The organism is Citrobacter sp. Cpo221, from assembly GCF_030332345.1.
Lineage (GTDB): Bacteria > Pseudomonadota > Gammaproteobacteria > Enterobacterales > Enterobacteriaceae > Citrobacter > Citrobacter portucalensis.
Map to the genome: position 1 here is coordinate 120,790 of NZ_JAOWIA010000033.1, position 21,979 is coordinate 142,768.

A 21,979-nucleotide genomic window follows, 5' to 3' on the forward strand; every position below is an offset into this window, starting at 1 on the left:
ATCCTCCATGGATTGGTTATTGCGGGTAAGGCTGCTAGCGCAGCAGCACTTTACCGGTCAGATAAGTTATCGCCTGGCCACTGATATAAACACGCGTTCCTGCTAACTGACAGCGTAAATCCCCGCCGCGTTCAGAGACCTGGCGTGCCAGCATCTGTGTTTTATTCAGTTTTCCAGCCCAGTAAGGGATCAGCATGCTATGTGCCGAGCCTGTGACCGGGTCTTCCGCGACGGCTTCACCCGGGCAAAAGAAACGGCTGACAAAATCGTATTCCCCGTCACCCGGCGCGGTGATGCATACCATTTTCCCCAGCGGCAGCATGGCGTGGATGTTTGGGCGCACAGCCTCAACCTGCTGTTGATTTTCCAGCACCACCATGTAATCTCTTGCCACACGCACCTCTTTGTATTCGGTGATGCCTAATGTTTCCAGCAGTAAAGCTGGCGGCACGGCAGATTCGCTTGGCCAGGCTGGAAAATCAAGCGTCAGCCATTCACCGCAGCGCGTGACCGTCAGCGGTCCCACAAAGCGGGTAGCAAATTGGATTTTCGTATCCGGGTAATCCAGATGTTCAAAGATGACATGCGCGGCGGCAAGCGTGGCATGCCCACAAAGATTGATTTCACCCTGAGTGGTAAACCAACGCAACTCATAGCCATTCTCATTAGCGACAAAAAAAGCGGTTTCTGACTGGTTATGCTGCTGCGCCATCTTTAATAATGTTTCATCGGGCAACCAGTCCGTGAGCGGACAGACTGCTGCGGCATTACCGCCAAACGTCGTGGTGGTAAAGGCATCCACCATATAAAAATCGATTTGTTGCACAGAGTAACCCTCTCATCGCACTCAGGATAAATCACACTCTACCATGCCAGCCATTGGGTCAATGCTCAGATTCGCCACTGTGGTGAAAATTCGTTATCATCCGTTCCCACACCTCATTCTGGCCGCCTGATGTCTACGATCCTCGATACCTTTATTGCCCCACCTTGCCATGACGAGATAGAGACCCTCTATCAGGACGAGCATCTGTTGCTCATCAATAAACCCAGCGGCTTGCTTAGCCTGTCGGGCAAAAATCCGCAGAATCTCGATTCGGTACATCACCGGCTGGTACAGATTTACCCTGGCTGCACGCTGGTACATCGGCTTGATTTCGGCACTTCTGGGCTGATGGTGGTCGCTCGTAACAAGGCTATCAACGCCGCGCTTTGCCAGCAGTTCAGCCAGCGGACGATCATTAAGGTGTACAGTGCGCTGTTATGCGGGCATCTGGAAAACGACGAAGGGGTTATTGACGCCGCGATTGCCAAAGACCCGGCGCTGTTTCCATTGATGTCGATTTGTGCTCTCAACGGCAAACCCGCACGCTCGCGCTATCAGGTTGTCGAGCGTTTTTATCATCGTCAGGAAGAGGGGGCGTTGCTCCCCTTGACGCGAGTGCAACTGACGCCTGAAACCGGGCGTACCCATCAACTACGGATCCACTGTCAGCAGTTAGGACATCCCATTTTAGGATGTGATTTGTATGGCGGGTGTTTGCTGCCTGGCACTGAACAAACGCCGCGATTGATGCTGCATGCCAGTGAACTGCATTTCAGGCATCCCATTAGTGAAGCGTGGATGAACGCCAAAAATGACAGCCCGTTTTGAGGCGAAAAAAAGCCGCCTGGCGGCGGTTTTTACGAGGTTATCGCGCAGCGCGTTGCAAAATAACCGCTGACGGCTGGCGTTGTAGAAACCGCATCCGCAGCATCATCAGTATCGCCGCAGAGGTCAGGCCGATAATAAAGCCCATCCAGAATCCCGCTGGTCCCATTCGGTCAACTACCAGATCGGTAAGCGCCAGAATATAACCGCTCGGCAGACCCAGCACCCAGTATGCCGTAAAGGTAATAAAGAAAATGGAACGCGTATCTTTATAACCACGCAGGATCCCGCTGCCAATAACCTGGATAGAGTCCGAAATTTGATACACCGCGGCCAGTAACATGAGCTGAGCCGCCAGGGCGACAACTTCCGGGTTATTGTTATAGAGCAGGGCAATATGCTCGCGGAATGTCACGGTGAAAATCGCCGTTACGACAGCCATGCAGACACCAACACCCAGACCCGTTCTGGCTGCAGTTTGCGCATCCAGCGTGGAGCCCTGGCCCAGACGATAGCCGACACGAATGGTGACGGCGGCAGCCAGAGACATCGGCAGGACGAACATTAACGAGCTGAAGTTCAGTGCGATTTGGTGTCCGGCTACGTCGACAATCCCCAGTGGAGAAACTAGTAGCGCGACCACCGCAAACAACGTCACTTCGAAAAATAACGCCAGCGCGATAGGTAAACCCAGCTGTACCAGACGCTTCATTACTGCGGTGTCAGGTTTCTGGAAACCACCCTCATTACGGATATCGCGCATTGAACGCGCACGTTTGATGTAAGAGAGCATGGCGATAAACATCACCCAGTAAACCGCTGCTGTTGCCACACCACAACCCACGCCACCCAGTTCCGGCATGCCTAAATGCCCATAGATGAAAACATAGTTAACTGGAATGTTCACCAGCAGGCCGAGAAATCCCATCACCATCGCCGGTTTAGTCTTTGCTAATCCTTCGCACTGGTTACGGGCTACCTGGAAGAACAGATAACCCGGTGCGCCCCACAGCAGGGCACGCAGGTAGCCAACGGCTTTATCCGCCAGCGCCGGGTCGATGTTATGCATGGAGCGAATAATGTACCCCGCATTCCATAGCACAACCATAATCAGCACGGAGACGCTGCCCGCCAGCCAGAAGCCCTGACGTATTTGATGGGCGATACGGTCGCGGCGTCCGGAACCATTGAGTTGCGCAATTACCGGCGTCAACGCCAGCAGTAGTCCGTGACCAAACAGAATGGCCGGTAGCCAGATGGACGTACCAATGGCGACTGCCGCCATATCCGTCGCGCTGTATCCGCCCGCCATGACGGTATCAACGAATCCCATTGCGGTTTGAGCGATTTGCGCAAGAATCACCGGAATTGCCAGAGCTAATAACTGACGCGCTTCACTTACATACTTTTGCACGTGTACACCACTATATTGTTGTTATTTGAGAGACTAAAAAAGCCGCCTTATATGGCAGCAAGGAGAAAAAGCAGGGGAAATTTCAGTCTATTGTAGCGAGGAATACGTAATTCTCCAGTGAAAAAACAGGCGCTGGTGGCGCATTGCTGGCAACCTGAATTTCCACCTGCTATTGTGCTGTGCAGAGATGTCTTAATTGAGTTCAGGAGTAGGAAGTATGTTTACGGGTATTGTGCAGGGCACCGCAAAATTGGTGTCCATTGATGAAAAACCAAATTTTCGTACGCATGTTGTGGAGTTGCCTGAATATATGCTGGATGCGCTGGAGACCGGCGCATCGGTTGCCCACAATGGGTGCTGCCTGACGGTCACCGAAATTAACGGTAACCAGATAAGCTTCGACCTGATGAAAGAAACGCTGCGTATCACCAACCTGGGCGATCTGAAGGTCGGAGATTTGGTTAACGTTGAACGTGCGGCAAAATTCAGTGATGAGATTGGCGGACATTTAATGTCGGGCCATATTATGACCACTGCCGAAGTGTCGAAAATTCTGACCTCGGAGAATAACCGTCAGGTGTGGTTTAAAGTCCAGGATCCGTCGCTGATGAAATATATCCTGTACAAAGGATTTATTGGTATTGACGGAATCAGTCTGACGGTCGGTGAAGTGACGCCGACGCGTTTCTGTGTGCATTTGATTCCGGAAACGCTGGAGCGCACTACGCTTGGCAAGAAAAAGCTGGGCGCACGGGTTAATATCGAAATCGATCCCCAAACGCAGGCGGTGGTTGATACCGTTGAACGTGTCCTGGCGGCGCGTGAAAGCGCCATCAGCAACATAACGGGCGAAGCGGGAGCCTAAGCCTGAGAGTAAAGCCCCCGTTGCTACGGGGGCGAAAACGATTAGCGGGGAACGCGCAGACCGTGTTCAACACCGCGGGAAAATACCACCTGCCATAGCTGAATGTCACGAGCACGAAACGCCCCGGCGCAGGCGTTCAGATAATAGCTGAACATCCGTTTGAAACGTTCGGTATAGTTATCGGCGATTTCAGGCCATGAGTTCATGAAACGCTCGTGCCATGCCATCAGCGTCGTGTCGTAATCCGCGCCAAAATTATGCCAGTCTTCCATCACAAAATGCGGTTCGCTGGCGTTGGCAATCTGGCGAACTGACGGCAAACACCCGTTTGGGAAGATATACTTATTGATCCACGGATCAACGTTATTGTCGGTTTTTTTGGAGCCGATGCTGTGCAGTAAAAAGAGACCATCCGGTTTTAAATTACGATCGACCACCTCAAAATAGGTGGCGTAGTTCTTCGGTCCAACATGTTCAAACATGCCGACGGAGACAATGCGGTCGAATTTGTCGTTCAGGTCGCGATAATCCTGCAGCAAAATGGTGACATCCAGCCCAGCGCAACGTTCCTGTGCCATTTTCTGCTGTTCTGCCGAAATGGTCACACCCACCACGCTCACACCATATTGCGATGCCATAAACTGGGATAAACCACCCCAGCCACAGCCAATATCAAGCACCCGCATTCCTGGCTTCAGTTGCAATTTTTCAGCAATCATTTTGAGCTTCGCCTGTTGGGCAGATTCCAGAGTGTTGGCATCTTTCCAGTAGGCGCAGGAATACTGCATATAGGGGTCAAGCATGCGGGTAAAGAGATCGTTGCCCAAATCGTAATGTTCTTTGCCGACCATCCACGCACGTTTTTTGGTCTGTAAATTGAACAGGCGAGCCGTGGCGATACGTAGCGTATCTTTAAAGTGGCGGGGGAGTTGGTTTTCAAGACCGGCACGCAAGACTTTACTAAAAAACATGTCCAGCCGGTCGCATTCCCACCAGCCATCCATATAACTTTCACCCAACCCTAACGATCCTTCCTGCAATACGCGTTTGAAAAAATCGGGGTTCTTTACTCGAATATCAGCCGGTGCAGGGCCATTAATGGCAATGCCTGCACGGCTCAATAATTCATTGGTAATGCGGTACCAGTCATCATCCGGTACGCTGACGTCTTCTATACATGATGAACTCATAGCTTCTCCATCACTGGTCGGTGATCAGAACCTTAAAACAGCGTAGACGCTTTTTTGGGCTTTGTGAGAAATCTCACGGAATTAATCCGCGAATCTATAATCCGACGTAGAACAGAGGAAGGGAGAAACCCTTGCCGAAAAGGCCATCCGTGGTAAAACGGGAACGTTCTTGTCCCCGTTAACGCATTAAAATTATCGTTTTTTTAACAACTGAAAATCAGTATATGCCTGAATTTTTGACGATTCAACCGATAATTGTTAGCGGGCTAACTAAATGCCCGCAACCATTATTAGTGCGACTCTCCGTGGGCAACTTGTGCACGATCATCTGTTTGCGGGGCGTCAGTTTTCTGCGATTGCATTTTGTAACCGACAGCAGCCAGCAATACTGTTGTCAGCATAACACTGGTGGTGGTGAGCAGCGGGGTGGCAATCAACCAGGAAACGACAAGGCTTGCCAGGAAGCATAAACCCAGTTGCAGCGTATTCTGCAATGCGGCTGCGCGTCCCGTGGCCTGTGGGAAAGGGCGTAATGCCTGCGCGACAACGATAGGGTAGATTGCGCCGTTCGCAATCGCCATAACGCAGAATGGGATCAGGATTTCAGCCAATGCAACATGATGAATAAAACCGGTCGCCCAGGTGCCTACAACGCTGAAGGCATACAGGATGAGTAACCAGGGCAGCAGCTGACGACCCTGCCATTTTTGCAGCGCTGCACGACAGCCGTAACCACCAATTAAGAAGGCGATAGTTTGCGGAACATAGCTCAGACCAATTACCGCTGGGCTATAACCCATTTCGCTGAGGATGAACGGGGAACCCGTCAGCCATGCGAAAAAGCTCGCGGAACAGGCGGCATAAATCAGCACGTTTCCACGGTAAGTTTTCGAGCGCAGCAAGGTGGCGAAAGTCAGTTTATCCTGGCTGTCATCGCGCGCTTTAGCCGTTGGCTTTAGACGCAGAGCCGGAAGCATCAGAATCAGAGTAATGGCAAACAGAGTGGCAAAAATGGCCTGCCAGGAAAAATGTACCAGGATCCAACTGCCTAATAGCGGGGCGAGTGCAGGAGATAACCCGACCAGCGGCATAATGGTGGCAAAGATGCGGTTTACTTTTTGTGAAGGATAATAATCGGTAACCAGCGCTTGCCAGATAACCGATGCCGCACAGACGCCAACGGCCTGAACAAATCGCAGTACCAGTAGACCAGTGGCGTTTTCAACCCACAGCATGCCCAGGCTGCCCAGTGCGAAGATAGATAAACCCAGCAGCAAAATAGGCTTGCGACCATAGTGGTCCGAAAGCGGTCCCCACAGTAGTTGTGCGACGGCAAAACCGGCTAAGAACAAGCTCAGGCTGGCGCTGACGGCAGATGCAGGTGTTTGCAGATCGGACTGAATAGCAGCAAAGGCGGGTAGATACATATCCGTTGCCAGAAAACCGAGCACGCTAAGACCTGCCAGCCAGACTAAAAACCCTTTCCCAGGTTGCATCATCATTTCTCTTTTTTAGCAGTAGAACAATGCCGCTGAGTGTAGTGAGTGTAATTCTCGCTGTGAAACGCTAATATTTGCTTACTGATTTCAAATTTTTTGCAGGCAGAATATGTGGTCGGAATATTCACTTGAAGTGGTTGATGCGGTTGCGCGTAACGGTAGCTTTAGTTCGGCCGCGCAGGAGCTGCACCGTGTACCTTCGGCGGTAAGCTACACCGTGCGCCAACTGGAAGAGTGGCTGGCGGTGCCACTTTTTGAGCGACGCCATCGGGATGTTGAATTAACGCCTGCCGGGGCATGGTTTTTAAAAGAAGGCCGCTCTGTTATCAAAAAAATGCAGATCACGCGCCAGCAATGTCAGCAAATTGCTAACGGCTGGCGCGGACAGCTGGCGATCGCCGTCGATAACATTGTCCGCCCGGATCGTACCCGACAAATGATCGTGGATTTCTACCGTCACTTTGATGATGTGGAATTGTTAGTTTTTCAGGAAGTGTTTAACGGCGTGTGGGACGCACTGTCTGATGGACGCGTGGAACTGGCCATCGGTGCCACACAGGCCATTCCGGTCGGGGGGCGCTATACCTTCCGCGATATGGGAATGCTGAGCTGGAGCTGCGTGGTAGCCAGCCATCATCCACTGGCGTCAATGCCTGGACCGCTAAGTGATGACACGTTGCGCAACTGGCCGTCACTGGTGCGCGAAGATACCTCTCGAACATTGCCGAAGCGTATTACCTGGCTGCTGGACAACCAAAAGCGCGTAGTCGTGCCGGACTGGGAATCCTCAGCGACCTGTTTGTCCGCGGGATTGTGCGTGGGCATGGTACCGACGCATTTTGCCAAACCGTGGATCGATAGCGGCAAATGGGTTGCGCTGCAACTGGAGAACCCTTTTCCTGATGCCGCATGCTGCCTGACATGGCAGCAGAACGATACGTCACCGGCATTGAGTTGGCTGCTGGACTATTTAGGGGATAGTGAAACGTTGAACAAGGAATGGCTGCGGGAGCCAGATGAGACTCCCGCACAACAGGCTTAACGGCGGTAATCGCGGAACGGACCGTCGGCAACGGAGCGACGCTCAACCAGGCGCGGATGCACCTCGATAGACTGTGACTCTTCACGTTTATTCACGATACGGTCTAACAGCATGTTGAAGGCCGTTTCACCCAGTGAATCCTTCGGCTGGTGAATGGTCGTCAAGGCCGGCGTGAAGAAGCGGGCGTTGCGCACGTTGTCGTAGCCGATGAGTGAGACATCCTGCGGTACGCGCAGTCCCATTTCGTCAGCGGCGCACAGCGCACCCATTGCCATAATATCTCCACCGCAGAAGACCGCGGTCGGACGATGAGACTGCGACAGAATTTGCTGCATGGCGCGATAGCCGGATTCAGGCTCAAAATCGCCCTGGACAATCCAGTTTTCAGGCACTTTAATCAGCGCTTCTTCCATCGCTTTCATAAAGCCAGCCAGACGCCCGGCCCCGGTGTTACGTTCCATTGGGCCAGGGATCACGCCAATCTCACGATGACCGCGTTCTACCAGATACCGGCCCGCCATGTAACCGCCTTCGAAGGCGTTATCAATGACCGTATCGGTAAAGTCGGCTTTTGCTTCGCCCCAGTCCATGACGACCATCGGGATATGGCGATACTCTTCGAGCATCGAAAGCAGTGACTCCGGATACTCAGAACACATCACCAGCAGACCATCAACGCGCTTTTGCGCCATCATCGACAGATAAGCCTGCTGCTTTTCGAGACTGTTCCATGCGTTACCCAGGATCAGGGTATAGCCTTTCTGGAAACAGTTTTTCTCAACGGCTTCGATAATTTCGGCGAAATAGGCCGCTTCGCTGCTGGTCGCCAGCAAGCCGATAGACTTGGTGTGATTTACCTTCAGGCTGCGGGCAACTGCGCTCGGAGAATAGTGCAGTTCTTTGATTGCTGCCCAGACAGCATTACGTGTTTCTTCCGCGACAAAGCGCGTCTTGTTAATTACGTGTGATACGGTTGTAGTGGAAACGTTTGCTCGCTTCGCTACATCTTTAATTGTTGCCATTACATCTCACTCCAGACCATATCCTAAGCTCCTGAGAATACTCCAGGTAAACGTTTGCCTTTACACACCCTTATCGCAACGTAAGGGTTGCGGCACGCCGGGAAAACGACACGGAACGTCAGGAAGGGGTCAATGGCCGGTACGCTAATCAAGTAAGCGTGGAATTTTGTCTGATCTTAACGAAAAGGGGAAGAGTTAAAAGCAGTTATCAATATAAATCGTGAGAGATTTTTGCTTTCAAGTGTGTAAAAATGCGCAATATCACTTTTTGTGTGGGAATAAAAAGGAGAAAACTTGATGAGCACCGATCTGAAATTTTCGTTAGTGACTACCATTATTGTTCTGGGTTTGATCGTCGCGGGTGGTCTGACCGCAGCGCTGCATTGATTTCCCCGAGGGAGTTAGCTCTCCCTCATCCCTTCGACTCGTTTTTCCCCTCTATTGTTTGCGAATAAGCAAAAGTCTTTTGCAGTTTTGTTAACTTTATTAATTTTGCGATCAATGTCATGCTTTTGACTCTTATTTTATGTCGTGCCACGGCTCGACGATACGGAGTCGAAATATGAAAATCAATTACCCTCTACTTTCGCTGGCAATCGGGGCGTTTGGTATTGGCACCACCGAGTTTTCGCCAATGGGGTTATTGCCCGTCATTGCCAAAGGTGTTGACGTCTCGATTCCGGCGGCTGGCATGCTGATCAGCGCTTATGCAGTAGGTGTGATGGTAGGTGCACCGCTGATGACATTGCTGCTGTCTCATCGTGCGCGACGTAATGCTTTGATATTCCTGATGGCGATTTTCACGCTGGGTAATGTGCTTTCGGCTATCTCGCCGGATTACACCACGCTGATGCTATCGCGCATTTTGACCAGTCTTAACCATGGAGCCTTTTTTGGTCTCGGTTCTGTGGTTGCAGCCAGTGTGGTACCCAAACATAAGCAGGCCAGCGCTGTGGCAACGATGTTTATGGGGTTAACTATCGCCAATATTGGCGGCGTTCCGGCGGCGACCTGGCTTGGTGAAACCATCGGCTGGCGCATGTCGTTTATGGCCACTGCAGGGCTGGGCGTCATTGCGATGGTCAGCCTGTTCTTCTCATTACCCAAGGGTGGAGCAGGAGAGCGCCCGGATGTCCGTAGCGAACTGGCGGTACTTATGCGCCCGCAGGTGCTGTCGGCGTTACTGACTACCGTACTGGGTGCTGGGGCGATGTTCACGCTGTATACCTACATCTCGCCGGTTCTGCATACTATCACTCATGCTACACCGGCATTTGTTACCGGGATGCTAGTGTTGATAGGTGTTGGCTTCTCGATCGGTAACTATTTTGGCGGCAAACTGGCTGACCGTTCAGTCAACGGTACGCTAAAAGGCTTTTTACTGCTGCTGATGGTTATTATGCTGGCCATTCCTTTCCTTGCGCGTAATGAGTTGGGAGCGGCGGTCAGTATGGTGGTCTGGGGCGCGGCGACGTTTGCGGTCGTTCCACCGTTGCAGATGCGTGTGATGCGCGTTGCCAGCGAAGCACCTGGATTATCATCGTCAGTCAATATTGGCGCGTTTAATCTGGGGAACGCACTGGGGGCTGCGGCCGGTGGGGCGGTAATATCTGGCGGCCTGGGCTACAGTTTTGTGCCGGTAATGGGGGCGATTGTGGCGGGTCTTGCGCTGCTGCTGGTGTTCATTTCCGCAAGAAGACAGCCTGAAGAGGCTTTCACTACCGCGAATTAATGCAAAAACGCAGAAGGAAGTCCTTCTGCGTTATCTTTTTTATGCTGCGAAGTTCTTCGCAACAAATTCCCAGTTCACCAGTGCCCAGAAATGTTCCAGGTAGCCAGGACGAGCATTGCGATAATCGATGTAGTAGGCGTGTTCCCATACGTCAACGGTCATCAGCGGCGTCGCGTCGGTGGTCAGCGGAGTACCTGCGTTGGAGGTGGAGACGATAGCCAGTTTGCCATCCGTTCCTTTAACCAGCCAGGTCCAGCCAGAACCGAAGTTTTTGATAGCGGCATCGGTGAATTGCGCTTTGAAATCTGCAAAGCTGCCAAAGGAAGCGGCGATTGCATCGGCCAGTTTTCCGGTCGGTTCACCACCTGCGTTTGGTGCCAGGCAGTTCCAGTAGAACGTGTGGTTCCATACTTGTGCTGCGTTATTGAATACACCGCCTTCAGAGCTACGAACGATCTCTTCCAGTGATTTGCCTTCAAACGCCGTGCCTTTAATCAGATTGTTCAGATTGGTCACGTAGGTTTGATGGTGTTTGCCATAGTGATATTCCAGCGTTTCGGCAGAAATGTGCGGTGCCAGAGCATCTTTGGCATACGGTAATGCAGGTAATTCAAACGACATTGCTTCTCTCCTTATTATTTATATTGAGTACACACAATAGCCTCATTGTGAGTAAGGATAGGGTAGCAAATTGAAAGGTTATGCAAAAGAAGAACTTACCCTACAGTATGTTCTGTAGGGTAAGTTTTTAGCGAATTGTTTTTGGCGTCATTACCCGACGAGCGCCCACATAGTGACGCTGCCAGTAATCTTCACTCAGAGAGGTGATTTGAATTTCCTGCCCGCTGCGCGGTGACTGAATAAACTTACCGTTGCCGACGTAGACGCCGACGTGATCGGCTGTGCCGCGACCCTGGGTACGGAAGAAGACCAGATCGCCATTTTTCAGTTCGCCACGTTCAATTGGTGCGGCATCACGCAGATGGTACATTTCATTCGCGGTACGCGGAATGCGGAACTTCACCAGATCTTTATAGGCGTAATAAACCAGACCGCTGCAGTCAAACCCAGTTCTTGGCGAGGAGCCGCCCCAACGATAAGGTTTACCGATTTGGTTCATCAAGGTGGACATAGCTGTTTTAGTCGCTTTCTGCACTTTCACTTTATGTGCGTCAGCAAGCGTAGTCGGTGCAGTGGTTTTCACCTTCACGCAGCGTGGTTTATGACCTTTGCGCGGTGTGCATTTTTCCGTCCAGGTAACGGCTGCGGTTTGTGCTGCGGCAGTTTTACCACGGCGATTTGCAGTTTTAGTCGACTTTGCCGGAGTGGCAGTGCGTTTTTTAGAAGAGGAAGCGGTTTTGGTGCTGGTTTTGCTGGTGGTCTTTGTCGCCGTTTTCTTACTGGTCTTTGTTGTTTTTTGGCTGGTTGTTGCGCTTTTCTTTTTATCTACCGTTTTGATGGTGTGAGAATTGGTAGGTGTCGTCCTGGCCTGCTTGGAAGCATGAGCCATAGGCGTAAAGGGCAGTGTAGTAAAAAGCAAAGCACAGAGCGTGATCGAGATTCGGTTTATCCGCGCCACTGAGCAGTCCTCTGGTAAGGCAGGTCTATCGTGCCTGCGTGTGATTTTCAAAACTTGATGATTCTAATCTATAGAAAGAGGGAAAGTTAATAGCTTTTTTTGTTTAAAACTATGTTTCGTAACCGACCGCAAAAAAAAACAGCAATTAACGTTTGAGTTGGTGAACGGATAATCAAATCCACATGTTTGAAGGGGATAAGTGAGATTGTGAATGCAACTTTTAGCGTCAGGGGATAAAATAATAACGCGTAATGAAAATGTTATTTTCCGTTGCCTGTCTGACCCGTTACAATGTCAGACTACTGCCGTAAAAGAAGTTTAAGGAAGCAAGATAATGAGCACCACTATCGAAAAAATCCAGCGCCAGATCGCTGAAAACCCGATTCTCCTGTACATGAAAGGTTCCCCTAAACTGCCAAGCTGCGGTTTCTCCGCACAGGCTGTGCAGGCGCTGTCAGCCTGTGGTGAACGCTTTGCTTACGTTGATATTCTGCAGAACCCGGATATTCGCGCCGAACTGCCGAAATACGCAAACTGGCCGACCTTCCCGCAACTGTGGGTTGATGGTGAGCTGGTTGGCGGTTGTGACATTTTGATCGAAATGTACCAGCGCGGTGAGTTGCAGCAGCTGATTAAAGAAACAGCAGCGAAATACAAAACCGAAGAGCCGGACGCTGAGTAATACCAGCAGAAGTAAAAAAGCGACCTGAAATGGTCGCTTTTTTTATATCGCCGTTACGCTTCTTCAGGCACGGGAAGAGGCCAACCGCCGAGACGTTTCCAGCGGTTAACGATTTCGCAAAACAGCACGGCCGTACGTTCGGTGTCATACAGCGCCGAGTGCGCCTGATTCCCGTCAAACTCCATTCCCGCCGCCAGGCACGCTTTTGATAACACAGTCTGCCCCAGAGACAGGCCGCTTAATGCCGCCGTATCAAAGGTTACAAATGGGTGGAATGGATTACGTTTGAGTGAGGCGCGTTCTGCTGCAGCCATCATGAAACTGTGGTCGAACGTAGCGTTATGCGCCACCATGATCGCCCGATTGCAGCCGCTGTCTTTAATGCCTTTACGCACCATTTTGAAGATGGCATGCAGAGCATCATATTCGCTGACCGCACCGCGTAGCGGATTGTTAGGGTCAATACCGTTAAAGGCGAGGGCTTCCGGCTGCAGATTCGCGCCTTCAAACGGCTCTACGTGGAAATGTAACGTCGTGTCCGGCATCAGCCAGCCTTGTTCATCCATTTTCAGTGTGATGGCTGCAATCTCGAGCAGCGCATCGGTTTTGGCATTAAACCCTGCGGTTTCGACATCAATGACGACAGGATAAAAACCACGAAAACGGTCACACAGACCGGAAAGTTGAGCGTTATCGGACATCTGGGTCTCTTAATACGGGAAAATTGCAGCGCGTATTATGGCAAAATGATGAGTATAAAACTATGGGCACAGACGATCTGCGCCCGAGGGGGAGATTAATCGCCCAGGCCGCGCCCGGCGTCTTTCTCTTCGATCAGCTCAATTTTGTAGCCGTCCGGATCTTCAACGAACGCAATCACTGTGGTGCCGCCTTTTACTGGACCTGCTTCACGCGTTACGTTACCGCCATTCTGGCGAATACGTTCACAGGCTTCAGCCGCGTTGTCTACGCTCAGGGCGATATGGCCATAGGCAGTACCCAGATCATACTTGTCGACACCCCAGTTATAGGTCAGTTCGATTACTGCTTCACTGGTTTCAGGACCGTAGCCGACAAAAGCCAGAGAGTACTTGTATTCAGGGTTTTCGCTGGTACGCAGCAGCTTCATGCCCAGCACGTTGGTATAAAACTCGATGGAACGCTGCAGGTCACCCACGCGCAGCATGGTATGGAGTAAACGCATCTTTTTCCCCTTCAAAAATGGCTAATACATTCAAAATGTTGTTTTAGTATAGCGGCGTTGTTACGCCGCTATCAATGGCAGAACGGAGATTGTGACGTTAGAGGGTAGGATAGTCGGTGTAACCTTCCGCGCCGCCGCCGTAGAAGCTCTCGGCACGTTGCGGATTCAGTTCTGCTTTGCGTTGCAGACGCGCCACCAGATCCGGGTTAGCAATATAGGCGCGACCAAAAGCAACGGCGTCGATCAGACCTTTCTCGATCAGCGCTTCTGCTTTTTCTGGGGTGTAAGCACCAGCACCAATGATAGGACCGTGGAAGCGTGCGCGAACTTTTTCGCGGAACGCATCGGAATACGGCTCGCCACCGGCCCAGTCCGGCTCAGACATGTGCAGGTAAGCGATTCCGCGCTTGCCCAATTGTTCAATCAGATACAGCGCATCGGCTTCTTCGTTCGGACCGTTGTCAACGTTCTGGAAAGTGCCAATCGGGGAGACGCGAATACCAATGCGATCGGCACCCCATTCTTTAATACCGGCGTCAACCACTTCCAGCACCAGACGCGCACGATTTTCGACGCTGCCACCGTATTGATCGGTACGCTGGTTAGACGTTGGCGACAGGAACTGGTGCAACAGGTAGCCGTGGGCAGAGTGCAGTTCAACCATATCGAAACCTGCCACGCGCGCATTGGCTATCGCCTGACGGAAGTCATTAACGATACCCGGAATCTCTTCTGTTTCCAGCGCACGTGGCATTGAAGTATCGGCACGCGTTGCCAGGCCGTTTTCATCACGCAGCGAGGTGCGGGTTCCAGCGCTAATCGCGGAAGGTGCAACTGGAGCTTGGCCGTTTGGCTGCAGACTGGCGTGAGAGATGCGTCCGGTGTGCCACAACTGGACAGCAATATGACCTTGCTCAGCGTGTACGGCAGCAGTGATTTTCTTCCATGCGGCAATTTGCGCTTCGCTGTGTAAGCCGGGTGCTCCGGCATAGCCTTTCGCCTGTGCGGAAATCTGCGTCGCTTCGCTGATGATAAGACCCGCGCTGGCGCGTTGACGGTAATACTCGGCCATCAGCGGAGTAGGGATGTCGCCAGGCTCAATACTGCGCAGACGCGTCAGTGGCGCCATAAATACGCGGTTTGCTGCCGTAATGGCACCCACTTTCAGTGGGGAAAACAGTTTTTCAGATGACATGTGGCACTCCTGAATAGACCGGTCGTCTAGTAATAAAGAAAATAAAAACGCCTGTTAAACGGCAGGCGTTGTGATGATGTTTTTAACGTGCGCCAGCGCATTTTCCAGCGGAGTGGCGCTACGAGAAATCTTGGCCTGCAGGTTGGCGCCAAGCCACAGCGCATACAGTACCTGCGCCTGCTGTAAAGGCTCGCCAACAAAAGACAGACAATGGCTGGCCTGACCTTTCTCCAGCGCCTGCGCTAACAGCACAATAATATGCCGCGCGCCTTTATCCATCGCAGTGCGCATATCTTCTGACAGATCGCACACTTCGGCAGACAGTTTTACTGTTAAACAGCCGCTAATAATGCCGTGCTGGCTAAACTGGTTCAGGGTTTCCTGATAGTAGGCCAGAATGCGGTCGCGGTAGTTTCCCGCTCCCGTATCAAAGTGCGTAGCCAGTCGCCGATGATAGGCCGCATAGTGGCGTTCCAGCATCGCGACACCGAACGCTTCTTTAGAGCGAAAGTAATGATAAAACGAACCTTTGGGTACTTCAGCGGTTTTCAGTAGTTCGCTTAAACCCATGCCGGTGAAGCCGCGCTGCATACACAGCAGTTCGCCAGTCGCCAGCAGATGTTCGCGTGTATCGTGTTCAGTGATTTTGTTCATGAAAAGGAGTGTAATAGACCAGTCGGTCTAATGCAATAGCGCTTGCGAGAAATTCAGTTAACGTCTTCAATAGGTATATCAATCTTATTAAAGGAGGGGATGTGGCCGAACAGCTGGAGTTTTTCCCCGTCCAGAGCCCATGCCGTGGAATATGTCAGTCTGACGAACGCGGCTTTTGCCGTGGCTGTTTTCGCAGTCGGGATGAGCGTTTTAACTGGCAAAAGATGAGCGATACCCAAAAGCAGGAAGTGCTGCGGCTTTGTCGTCAGCGCCTGATGCGTAAATTACGAGCAAACAAAGCCAACCCTTCGGAAGAACCGCAACAACCTTCACTCTTTTAAAAGCGTAATTGCGTATACTCGATGCACATTCACTTAAAAGGAAGCTGCTATGGTTCAGCGTATTACTATTGCGCCGCAAGGCCCGGAATTTTCTCGCTTTGTGATGGGGTACTGGCGCCTGATGGACTGGAATATGTCCGCGCGCCAGCTAGTCAGCTTTATTGAAGAGCATCTGGATCTTGGCGTGACCACCGTCGATCACGCCGATATTTACGGTGGATACCAGTGTGAAGCGGCGTTTGGTGAGGCAATGAAGCTGGCTCCGCATTTGCGTGGAAAAATGCAGATTGTGACCAAATGCGGGATCGCGACGACGGCGCGCGCGGAAAATGCGCTGGGCCACTACATCACCGACAGTGCACATATTATTGCCAGTGCAGAAGAGTCGCTGAAGCTGTTGGCGACCGATCATATTGATCTGCTGCTGATCCACCGTCCCGATCCGCTTATGGATGCTGACGATGTCGCCGACGCTTTTAAAAAATTGCACCATAGTGGCAAAGTGCGTCACTTTGGCGTCTCCAACTTTACCCCTGCACAGTTTTCGCTGCTGCAATCGCGTCTGCCGTTTACTCTGGCGACCAACCAGGTAGAAATTTCACCAGTACATCAGCCGCTCCTCTTGGATGGTACTTTAGATCAACTGCAACAGTTACGTATTCACCCGATGGCCTGGTCCTGTCTCGGCGGTGGTCGCCTGTTTAATGATGATGCTTTCCAGCCTTTACGTAATGAGCTTGCCGTGATCGCAGAAGAGTTGAATGCGCAGTCTATTGAACAGGTGGTATACGCCTGGATTTTACGTCTGCCGTCTCAGCCGCTGCCGATTATTGGCTCAGGAAAAATAGAGCGTGTACGTGCTGCCATTGAGTCTGAGTCGCTGAACATGTCTCGCCAGCAATGGTTCCGCATTCGTAAAGCGGCGCTGGGTTACGACGTACCCTAATCGCGTTTTTGGCGCATCTCCGTTCAAATTTGTGTCACTGGTTTACACTTAACAATCAGACACCTTTTGGACGGAGGTCTTATGAAGCGTTTGAGTTTGGCCATTATCACTCTACTCGCCTGTGCAGGTGCGCAGGCTGCCAGTGAAGAAAAAGTGACAATGAATCTGGTCACATCGCAAGGCGTCGGCCAGGCGATTGGTACGGTCACTATTGCTGAAACCGCAAAGGGGCTGGAGTTTACGCCCGATCTGAAGGCGTTGCCGCCAGGTGAACATGGCTTCCATGTGCATATGAACGGCAGCTGCCAACCGGCAATTAAAGATGGGAAAGCCTCAGCCGCAGAATCGGCTGGCGGCCATTATGATCCGCACCAAACCGGCAAACATGAAGGCCCGGAAGGCGCAGGTCATATGGGCGACCTGCCGCTATTGGTGGTGAATAACGACGGTAACGCTACAACGCCGGTCGTTGCGCCGCGGCTTAAAACGCTCGATGAGGTTAAAGGTAAAGCGCTGATGATCCATGTGGGCGGCGATAATATGTCCGATCAACCGAAACCGCTTGGCGGTGGCGGAGCACGCTATGCCTGTGGTGTTATCAAATAATCAACGACTGAGAGTGCCCGGCGGCGGCGCCTGTTCGAGTTGTGAAAGCGAGCAGTGTAGCCGCCAGACCAGTGCCGACAGTTCCTGCGCAGCGGGTTGATGATGGTGGGCAAGCGTATCGCAGATGCGCTGTAGCTCATTCAGTGTGGCATTCAGTGGTCGTTGCTGGACGCCACGCTCGCTCATTACATCGCGCAGCAGCGAGATACACACGTCCCTGACGCGAGCCAGCGGATCGGAACGCGCCTCCCAGGTACGCAGTTGCCACACCACGTGCGAGCAGTTCAGTAAAACGACCCCCCAACGTAATAACCAGCGTCGCGCCAGCGCATCCTGACTGTTGCTGAGCTGGCTGACGTGATGATAGGTCAGCGATTCAAATTCGTTTTCACTGAGTGATGGATGTCGGCTGAGCTGATCGACAAAATCCCGGCGCAGGGCGCGAATATGGCGGCGACTTTTCCGTGCATCCGATCCGGGGCGCAGAATGGCGAAGGCCAGCCATGATAGCGCCACGCCGGTGATTTTCGCCATATTGTCATTCAGGAAATCAGCAAAATCATATACCGGCGGATTGGTTACCGCGATAAACGAACCCATAAATACAATCAGCTGCCCCCAAAGACCTGCCAGGGCGGGCATTTGCAGCTTCAACAGTTGCATGGTGGCGAGTAACGGGAAGAGAAAGAGAATGAATTGCCAGAGATCGGAAATTTGCACCATCAGGCCAAACTTAACCACAAAGCTAAACAGCGACAGCAGAACCAGCGTGCGCATTAGTAAAGAAAGCGATTTGAACGGCGTGGCAACGGCGGAATACAGCACACTGCTGATCGCAGCGAGCGTGAGTGCGCCAGAGCCTGATTCCCATTGTGCGCCAATGCTCCATGCGCCGATAAGCATCAAAGTGCAGAACGTACGCAACCCGCTCCAGATAGCTTCCGCATTATCGGTATGACGGGCAAGCCCCGGCGTGCGGGCGATATTAATACGCTCGGCGGTAACACCATTTTCCAGTAAATGCAGATAATGGCTGCTGCGCAGGTAGAGCCGACAAAAATAACGCAGTCGTTGCCAGAAGGCGACGTGTCGATAGTCGCGGGCATCGACGGGCCGCAGTGGGGCAATAATACGTGCGACAGTGTAGCTATTCGCATTGGATTTGATTAGTTCGCTGAGCAACTGTTCGATGATTTCCCGGGTATTGGACGGGGGATTAGGCCAGTTCAGCAGCATCCTGCGCAGACTGGAAATCACGCTGGTCATGCGTAACTGCTGGTGCAACAGCGAATTGAGCAAAGCATTCTGGCGACGAAAACGATAATGACTCCAGAAAGCCTGAATACGCAGCAGGTTCATGGTCAGAATCTGCCCGATAACACCTTCATGGGCTGTGCGAATGGCATCCGTGGTTTCTGGTTGCCAGAGTAGGCTGGCATGTTCCAGTAAACGTGAATGCATGTTTTTCAATGCAGTCAGTAACGTGGTGCCATCGGAGGTGCTGGGCAGGATCATCATCATCACGCCGCCACACAGGATACCGACGATGACTTCACACACGCGTGCCTGCGCGATATCCCATAACTGCGTAATTTCCACGGTATTGACCATGGGAAACGCAATGATCGCCGCCGTATAACCCGCCAGTTGAAAGGCGTAGGCAACGTTATTGGTGAAATGCGCACAGGCCCAGGTACAAAATCCGATCCACACCGACATGCTCAGCAAAAACAGCCACGGCTCATTGAGAGTATGACCGGCAATAATCAGTGCGGCGGTGGCTCCCAGTAGGCTACCCGCTACGCGACCCAGACTTTTGCTGATAACCCCGCCAACGGTGGGAAAACTAACCACCGCCGCCGAGGTCATTGCCCAGTAGGGCTCATCCAGATTCAGATAATAAGCAAAAGTTAACGCCAGGCACATCGCAATGGTGTTACGCAGCGCATAACGCCACTGTGCCGCCGTGGCTTTAAACCACGGCAAATTGCCTGGTGTCAGGCGGGGCAGTTTCATTTACGCTGGCCGATGGATACGCTGCAGGTTGTACCTGACACCAGCGTGACCTCCCGCGGCAGGGCGTCGAATTCGATGCGTACCGGGACACGCTGCGCCAGACGCACCCACGGCACGTTGGGTTTGATGTCGGGAATCAGGCCGGAATCACTTTCCACACTTTGATCGTAGATGGCACGGCCAATACTGGAAACGTGACCCTGTAACTTTATATCACCGCTGTAGAGCGTGATAAGGGCGGGCGCACCCTCGCGAATGTGGCGTAACTTAGTTTCTTCAAAATATCCCATCACATAAAATGAGTGACTGTCGACAAGGGCAAACAGGGGCTTACCGGTTGAGGCGTAATCACCGGTACGGGTAGACAGGTTTGTGACCCAACCCGCTACGGGGGCTTTGACCACCGTTTGCGTCAGTTGCCACTGGGCCTGGCGCAAACTGGCCTCAGCCGCTTCAACGCTTGCCTGCATGGCTTTTACGTTGAGATTTGCGGTATCCAGATCCTCGGCTGAGATGTAATTTTGCGATAAATGACGGCGGCGGTTGGCTTCGTTATTGGCTTTCGCCAGGTCAGACTGCGCTTTTGCCAGTTGCGCTTGCGCATTCAGTTCAGCAATGTGAAATGGCGTCTTGTCGATAATAAAAAGGACATCGCCTTTATTCACAAACTGGTTATCTTTTATATAGAGTTCGCTAATGCTGCCTGACACTTGCGGCGTGATGCTGACCTGCTCAGCACGTACTTTGCCATCACGTGTCCAGGGCGATTGCATATAGTAATTCCACATCCACCATCCGGCGAAAACTGCGATTGCAGCGAATATAATAGTGGAGAAGTATTTTACGGTTTTAAGCGACATAATCACCACGCTATCAGCATAACAAAGGCCAGACATACGCAAAGCGTAAAGAGTGACAGATCCATTAGCAGGGGATGCCAGATTTCGCCGGAGTAAATCCAGTCGCGCAGCAGGCGATGAACAACCAGCCAGAGAATAAATCCTGCTACAATCGACTTGAAAACAGGAGGGAAGTAGACAGATGCGCCGATCATTAAATCTTGTAGGGGCAATCCTGTTGCATTAAACATAAACTTCACGGGCAAAATCCTTGACGGAAGAGAGCATTGCTATAGGTTTAGCAAAAAAGAGACAATGAGTCTCTGTAACGCATAATGTCTGAAAAAATGTCAGCCGGTAAGCAAATTTGGCAATACATTTGTTTTGGGAATACAAATGCTGCACACTATTCTAAAATCAGCACAATAACTTAGCAAGCTAATTATAAGGAGATGAAATTGGAATCGCCATTAGGTTCTGATCTGGCACGGTTGGTGCGCATTTGGCGTGCTCTGATTGACCATCGCCTGAAACCTCTGGAGTTGACGCAGACGCATTGGGTTACGCTGCACAACATTCATCAGTTGCCGCCGGATCAATCGCAGATTCAGCTGGCTAAAGCGATTGGCATCGAGCAGCCTTCGCTGGTACGTACGCTTGACCAGTTGGAAGAAAAGGGACTCATTTCACGACAGACTTGCGCCAGCGATCGTCGAGCTAAGAGAATTAAACTGACAGAGAAGGCTGAGCCGCTGATCGCTGATATGGAAGCGGTGATCAACAAAACACGTGGAGAAATTCTGGAAGGGATTTCAGCTGAGGAAATTGATCTGCTGATTAAGCTGGTTGCCAAACTCGAACACAATATTATTGAACTGCAGTCACAGGGTTGAAACGATAAGTTACGTGTGGCCAGAGCCTGACCACACGTGAATTCGATTAGCGTGGAGACACGGTAACCTGGCTGCCGTTGTTAGCCATAACAACGCGCTGGCCGGCTGAAAACTTGGTCGCACCCTGTTTCTGAACCACCATGATGGTATTACCATCATCCTTACGGATTTCCAGTTCCACACCCTGGGTTTTATTCATCGCACCTTGTACGCCTTGACCCGCTACGCCACCGGCAACTGCACCTGCAGCCGTCGCTAATGAACGGCCCGTACCGCCGCCGACGGTGTTACCAAGGAACCCGCCGAGTACCGCACCACCAATAGCACCAATCACGTTTGCGTCATCACCACCCTGGATTTGCACCGGACGAACATGAACAATCGTACCGTAGGTAACGTTCTGAACTTGTTTCGCTTCGGATGCGGTATATACGTCGCCTGAAAGGCTATCATTGTTAACGCAACCCGCTAAAGATACGCCCATTAATGAAACAATCAGCACACGTTTAATCATTTACAAATCTCCTTTGTCACCACGAAACGCTAATAAAACACCCTTCATGGTTAAATTATATGGCATTTGTGAGCCTAAGGTCACATGTTCTACTG

At 51.7% G+C, this 21,979-nt stretch carries 24 protein-coding genes and 1 pseudogene; 10 read left to right on the plus strand and 15 right to left on the minus strand.

The features are described from left to right. Positions 1-34: 34 nt before the first annotated feature. On the minus strand, positions 35-826 hold the full coding sequence (locus tag OGY72_RS05090) for a PhzF family phenazine biosynthesis protein (protein ID WP_286547205.1): 792 nt from the start codon (positions 824-826) through the stop codon (positions 35-37). A gap of 129 nt (positions 827-955) precedes the next feature. Between OGY72_RS05090 and OGY72_RS05095 the strand changes: the two genes are divergently transcribed. Then, on the plus strand, positions 956-1,654 hold the full coding sequence (locus OGY72_RS05095) for an RluA family pseudouridine synthase (RefSeq protein WP_286547207.1): 699 nt from the start codon (positions 956-958) through the stop codon (positions 1,652-1,654). Between the two features lie 37 nt (positions 1,655-1,691). Here the strand turns inward: OGY72_RS05095 and mdtK are convergent, their stop codons facing one another. Next, complete coding sequence (mdtK, locus tag OGY72_RS05100) at positions 1,692-3,065, minus strand: multidrug efflux MATE transporter MdtK (protein ID WP_003832751.1); 1,374 nt, start codon at positions 3,063-3,065, stop codon at positions 1,692-1,694. Positions 3,066-3,282: 217 nt separating this feature from the next. On the opposite strand from mdtK, the gene OGY72_RS05105 reads away from it, so the two are divergent. Then, complete coding sequence (locus OGY72_RS05105; protein ID WP_003832752.1) at positions 3,283-3,930, plus strand: riboflavin synthase; 648 nt, start codon at positions 3,283-3,285, stop codon at positions 3,928-3,930. 41 nt (positions 3,931-3,971) lie between these two features. Here OGY72_RS05105 and cfa read toward each other — a convergent pair whose 3' ends face one another. Next, positions 3,972-5,120 carry a cyclopropane fatty acyl phospholipid synthase gene (cfa, locus tag OGY72_RS05110; RefSeq protein WP_003832753.1) on the minus strand — a complete coding sequence of 383 codons (1,149 nt, stop codon included), beginning with the start codon at positions 5,118-5,120 and terminating at the stop codon, positions 3,972-3,974. Between the two features lie 290 nt (positions 5,121-5,410). Further along, positions 5,411-6,616: a purine nucleoside transporter PunC gene (gene punC / locus OGY72_RS05115; RefSeq protein ID WP_032943314.1), complete on the minus strand. Its 1,206-nt coding sequence runs from the start codon at positions 6,614-6,616 to the stop codon at positions 5,411-5,413. 112 nt (positions 6,617-6,728) lie between these two features. On the opposite strand from punC, the gene punR reads away from it, so the two are divergent. Next, positions 6,729-7,661, plus strand: a complete 933-nt coding sequence (punR, locus tag OGY72_RS05120; RefSeq protein ID WP_003029215.1) for a DNA-binding transcriptional activator PunR — start codon at positions 6,729-6,731, stop codon at positions 7,659-7,661. Here punR and purR read toward each other — a convergent pair. Continuing rightward, complete coding sequence (purR, locus tag OGY72_RS05125) at positions 7,658-8,683, minus strand: HTH-type transcriptional repressor PurR (protein WP_003832757.1); 1,026 nt, start codon at positions 8,681-8,683, stop codon at positions 7,658-7,660. The two genes, punR and purR, sit on opposite strands and share 4 nt — an antisense overlap. 297 nt (positions 8,684-8,980) lie before the next feature. On the opposite strand from purR, the gene cydH reads away from it, so the two are divergent. Beyond that, complete coding sequence (gene cydH / locus OGY72_RS05130) at positions 8,981-9,070, plus strand: cytochrome bd-I accessory subunit CydH (protein WP_003029209.1); 90 nt, start codon at positions 8,981-8,983, stop codon at positions 9,068-9,070. A 175-nt stretch (positions 9,071-9,245) separates the two neighbouring features. Continuing rightward, positions 9,246-10,415, plus strand: a complete 1,170-nt coding sequence (locus tag OGY72_RS05135; RefSeq protein ID WP_003832758.1) for an MFS transporter — start codon at positions 9,246-9,248, stop codon at positions 10,413-10,415. Between the two features lie 39 nt (positions 10,416-10,454). On the opposite strand, the gene sodB is transcribed toward OGY72_RS05135, so the two are convergent. Both sodB and OGY72_RS05145 read right to left on the minus strand, forming a co-directional pair. Beyond that, positions 10,455-11,036, minus strand: a complete 582-nt coding sequence (gene sodB / locus OGY72_RS05140; protein WP_003029205.1) for a superoxide dismutase [Fe] — start codon at positions 11,034-11,036, stop codon at positions 10,455-10,457. Positions 11,037-11,163: 127 nt separating this feature from the next. Next, complete coding sequence (locus tag OGY72_RS05145) at positions 11,164-11,994, minus strand: C40 family peptidase (protein ID WP_003832759.1); 831 nt, start codon at positions 11,992-11,994, stop codon at positions 11,164-11,166. Positions 11,995-12,328: 334 nt separating this feature from the next. Between OGY72_RS05145 and grxD the strand changes: the two genes are divergently transcribed. Next, positions 12,329-12,676 carry a monothiol glutaredoxin 4 gene (gene grxD / locus OGY72_RS05150; protein ID WP_003832760.1) on the plus strand — a complete coding sequence of 116 codons (348 nt, stop codon included), beginning with the start codon at positions 12,329-12,331 and terminating at the stop codon, positions 12,674-12,676. A 53-nt stretch (positions 12,677-12,729) separates the two neighbouring features. Here the strand turns inward: grxD and rnt are convergent, their stop codons facing one another. The 4 genes from rnt to OGY72_RS05170 form a co-directional block, all read right to left on the minus strand. Further along, positions 12,730-13,377, minus strand: coding sequence for a ribonuclease T (gene rnt, locus OGY72_RS05155; protein ID WP_003029200.1), 648 nt, complete (start codon positions 13,375-13,377; stop codon positions 12,730-12,732). Positions 13,378-13,472: 95 nt separating this feature from the next. Further along, on the minus strand, positions 13,473-13,880 hold the full coding sequence (gene gloA / locus OGY72_RS05160) for a lactoylglutathione lyase (protein ID WP_003832762.1): 408 nt from the start codon (positions 13,878-13,880) through the stop codon (positions 13,473-13,475). A 97-nt stretch (positions 13,881-13,977) separates the two neighbouring features. Beyond that, the gene (locus OGY72_RS05165; RefSeq protein WP_063941544.1) at positions 13,978-15,075 is read right to left on the minus strand and encodes an alkene reductase; all 1,098 of its coding nucleotides are present in this window, start codon (positions 15,073-15,075) and stop codon (positions 13,978-13,980) included. 54 nt (positions 15,076-15,129) lie between these two features. Next, the gene (locus tag OGY72_RS05170) at positions 15,130-15,729 is read right to left on the minus strand and encodes a TetR/AcrR family transcriptional regulator (protein WP_003832766.1); all 600 of its coding nucleotides are present in this window, start codon (positions 15,727-15,729) and stop codon (positions 15,130-15,132) included. A 101-nt stretch (positions 15,730-15,830) separates the two neighbouring features. Between OGY72_RS05170 and OGY72_RS05175 the strand changes: the two genes are divergently transcribed. From OGY72_RS05175 to sodC, 3 genes are all read left to right on the plus strand, one after another. After that, positions 15,831-16,070, plus strand: a complete 240-nt coding sequence (locus tag OGY72_RS05175; protein WP_003832768.1) for a DUF1289 domain-containing protein — start codon at positions 15,831-15,833, stop codon at positions 16,068-16,070. A 49-nt stretch (positions 16,071-16,119) separates the two neighbouring features. Beyond that, on the plus strand, positions 16,120-17,016 hold the full coding sequence (locus OGY72_RS05180) for an aldo/keto reductase (RefSeq protein ID WP_286547214.1): 897 nt from the start codon (positions 16,120-16,122) through the stop codon (positions 17,014-17,016). Between the two features lie 81 nt (positions 17,017-17,097). Beyond that, positions 17,098-17,622 carry a superoxide dismutase [Cu-Zn] SodC gene (gene sodC / locus OGY72_RS05185; protein ID WP_003832772.1) on the plus strand — a complete coding sequence of 175 codons (525 nt, stop codon included), beginning with the start codon at positions 17,098-17,100 and terminating at the stop codon, positions 17,620-17,622. On the opposite strand, the pseudogene OGY72_RS05190 reads toward sodC, so the two are convergent. The 3 genes and pseudogenes from OGY72_RS05190 to OGY72_RS05200 form a co-directional block, all read right to left on the minus strand. Beyond that, positions 17,598-19,638 (minus strand): annotated as a pseudogene (locus tag OGY72_RS05190) (FUSC family protein). The gene sodC and the pseudogene OGY72_RS05190 overlap by 25 nt on opposite strands. Then, positions 19,635-20,498: an efflux RND transporter periplasmic adaptor subunit gene (locus OGY72_RS05195; protein WP_286547217.1), complete on the minus strand. Its 864-nt coding sequence runs from the start codon at positions 20,496-20,498 to the stop codon at positions 19,635-19,637. Before OGY72_RS05195 ends, OGY72_RS05190 begins: the two are co-directional and overlap by 4 nt. Positions 20,499-20,500: 2 nt before the next feature. Next, a complete protein-coding gene (locus OGY72_RS05200) occupies positions 20,501-20,737 on the minus strand; it encodes a DUF1656 domain-containing protein (protein WP_126318212.1) in 237 nt (78 codons plus the stop codon). A gap of 192 nt (positions 20,738-20,929) precedes the next feature. Between OGY72_RS05200 and slyA the strand changes: the two genes are divergently transcribed. Beyond that, the gene (slyA, locus tag OGY72_RS05205; RefSeq protein WP_008784672.1) at positions 20,930-21,370 is read left to right on the plus strand and encodes a transcriptional regulator SlyA; all 441 of its coding nucleotides are present in this window, start codon (positions 20,930-20,932) and stop codon (positions 21,368-21,370) included. A gap of 46 nt (positions 21,371-21,416) precedes the next feature. Here slyA and slyB read toward each other — a convergent pair whose 3' ends face one another. After that, positions 21,417-21,884: an outer membrane lipoprotein SlyB gene (gene slyB / locus OGY72_RS05210; protein WP_003029175.1), complete on the minus strand. Its 468-nt coding sequence runs from the start codon at positions 21,882-21,884 to the stop codon at positions 21,417-21,419. Positions 21,885-21,979: the final 95 nt, after the last annotated feature.

What these genes read in the sequence shown, in the direction of transcription:
- OGY72_RS05095 (WP_286547207.1), top strand. Translation starts at nt 956, where the DNA reads ATGTCTACGATCCTCGATACCTTTATTGCCCCACCTTGCCATGACGAG.
- OGY72_RS05105 (WP_003832752.1), top strand. Translation starts at nt 3,283, where the DNA reads ATGTTTACGGGTATTGTGCAGGGCACCGCAAAATTGGTGTCCATTGAT.
- cfa (WP_003832753.1), bottom strand. Translation starts at nt 5,120, where the DNA reads ATGAGTTCATCATGTATAGAAGACGTCAGCGTACCGGATGATGACTGG.
- punC (WP_032943314.1), bottom strand. Translation starts at nt 6,616, where the DNA reads ATGCAACCTGGGAAAGGGTTTTTAGTCTGGCTGGCAGGTCTTAGCGTG.
- punR (WP_003029215.1), top strand. Translation starts at nt 6,729, where the DNA reads ATGTGGTCGGAATATTCACTTGAAGTGGTTGATGCGGTTGCGCGTAAC.
- purR (WP_003832757.1), bottom strand. Translation starts at nt 8,683, where the DNA reads ATGGCAACAATTAAAGATGTAGCGAAGCGAGCAAACGTTTCCACTACA.
- cydH (WP_003029209.1), top strand. Translation starts at nt 8,981, where the DNA reads ATGAGCACCGATCTGAAATTTTCGTTAGTGACTACCATTATTGTTCTG.
- OGY72_RS05135 (WP_003832758.1), top strand. Translation starts at nt 9,246, where the DNA reads ATGAAAATCAATTACCCTCTACTTTCGCTGGCAATCGGGGCGTTTGGT.
- sodB (WP_003029205.1), bottom strand. Translation starts at nt 11,036, where the DNA reads ATGTCGTTTGAATTACCTGCATTACCGTATGCCAAAGATGCTCTGGCA.
- grxD (WP_003832760.1), top strand. Translation starts at nt 12,329, where the DNA reads ATGAGCACCACTATCGAAAAAATCCAGCGCCAGATCGCTGAAAACCCG.
- rnt (WP_003029200.1), bottom strand. Translation starts at nt 13,377, where the DNA reads ATGTCCGATAACGCTCAACTTTCCGGTCTGTGTGACCGTTTTCGTGGT.
- gloA (WP_003832762.1), bottom strand. Translation starts at nt 13,880, where the DNA reads ATGCGTTTACTCCATACCATGCTGCGCGTGGGTGACCTGCAGCGTTCC.
- OGY72_RS05165 (WP_063941544.1), bottom strand. Translation starts at nt 15,075, where the DNA reads ATGTCATCTGAAAAACTGTTTTCCCCACTGAAAGTGGGTGCCATTACG.
- OGY72_RS05170 (WP_003832766.1), bottom strand. Translation starts at nt 15,729, where the DNA reads ATGAACAAAATCACTGAACACGATACACGCGAACATCTGCTGGCGACT.
- OGY72_RS05180 (WP_286547214.1), top strand. Translation starts at nt 16,120, where the DNA reads ATGGTTCAGCGTATTACTATTGCGCCGCAAGGCCCGGAATTTTCTCGC.
- sodC (WP_003832772.1), top strand. Translation starts at nt 17,098, where the DNA reads ATGAAGCGTTTGAGTTTGGCCATTATCACTCTACTCGCCTGTGCAGGT.
- OGY72_RS05195 (WP_286547217.1), bottom strand. Translation starts at nt 20,498, where the DNA reads ATGTCGCTTAAAACCGTAAAATACTTCTCCACTATTATATTCGCTGCA.
- slyA (WP_008784672.1), top strand. Translation starts at nt 20,930, where the DNA reads ATGAAATTGGAATCGCCATTAGGTTCTGATCTGGCACGGTTGGTGCGC.
- slyB (WP_003029175.1), bottom strand. Translation starts at nt 21,884, where the DNA reads ATGATTAAACGTGTGCTGATTGTTTCATTAATGGGCGTATCTTTAGCG.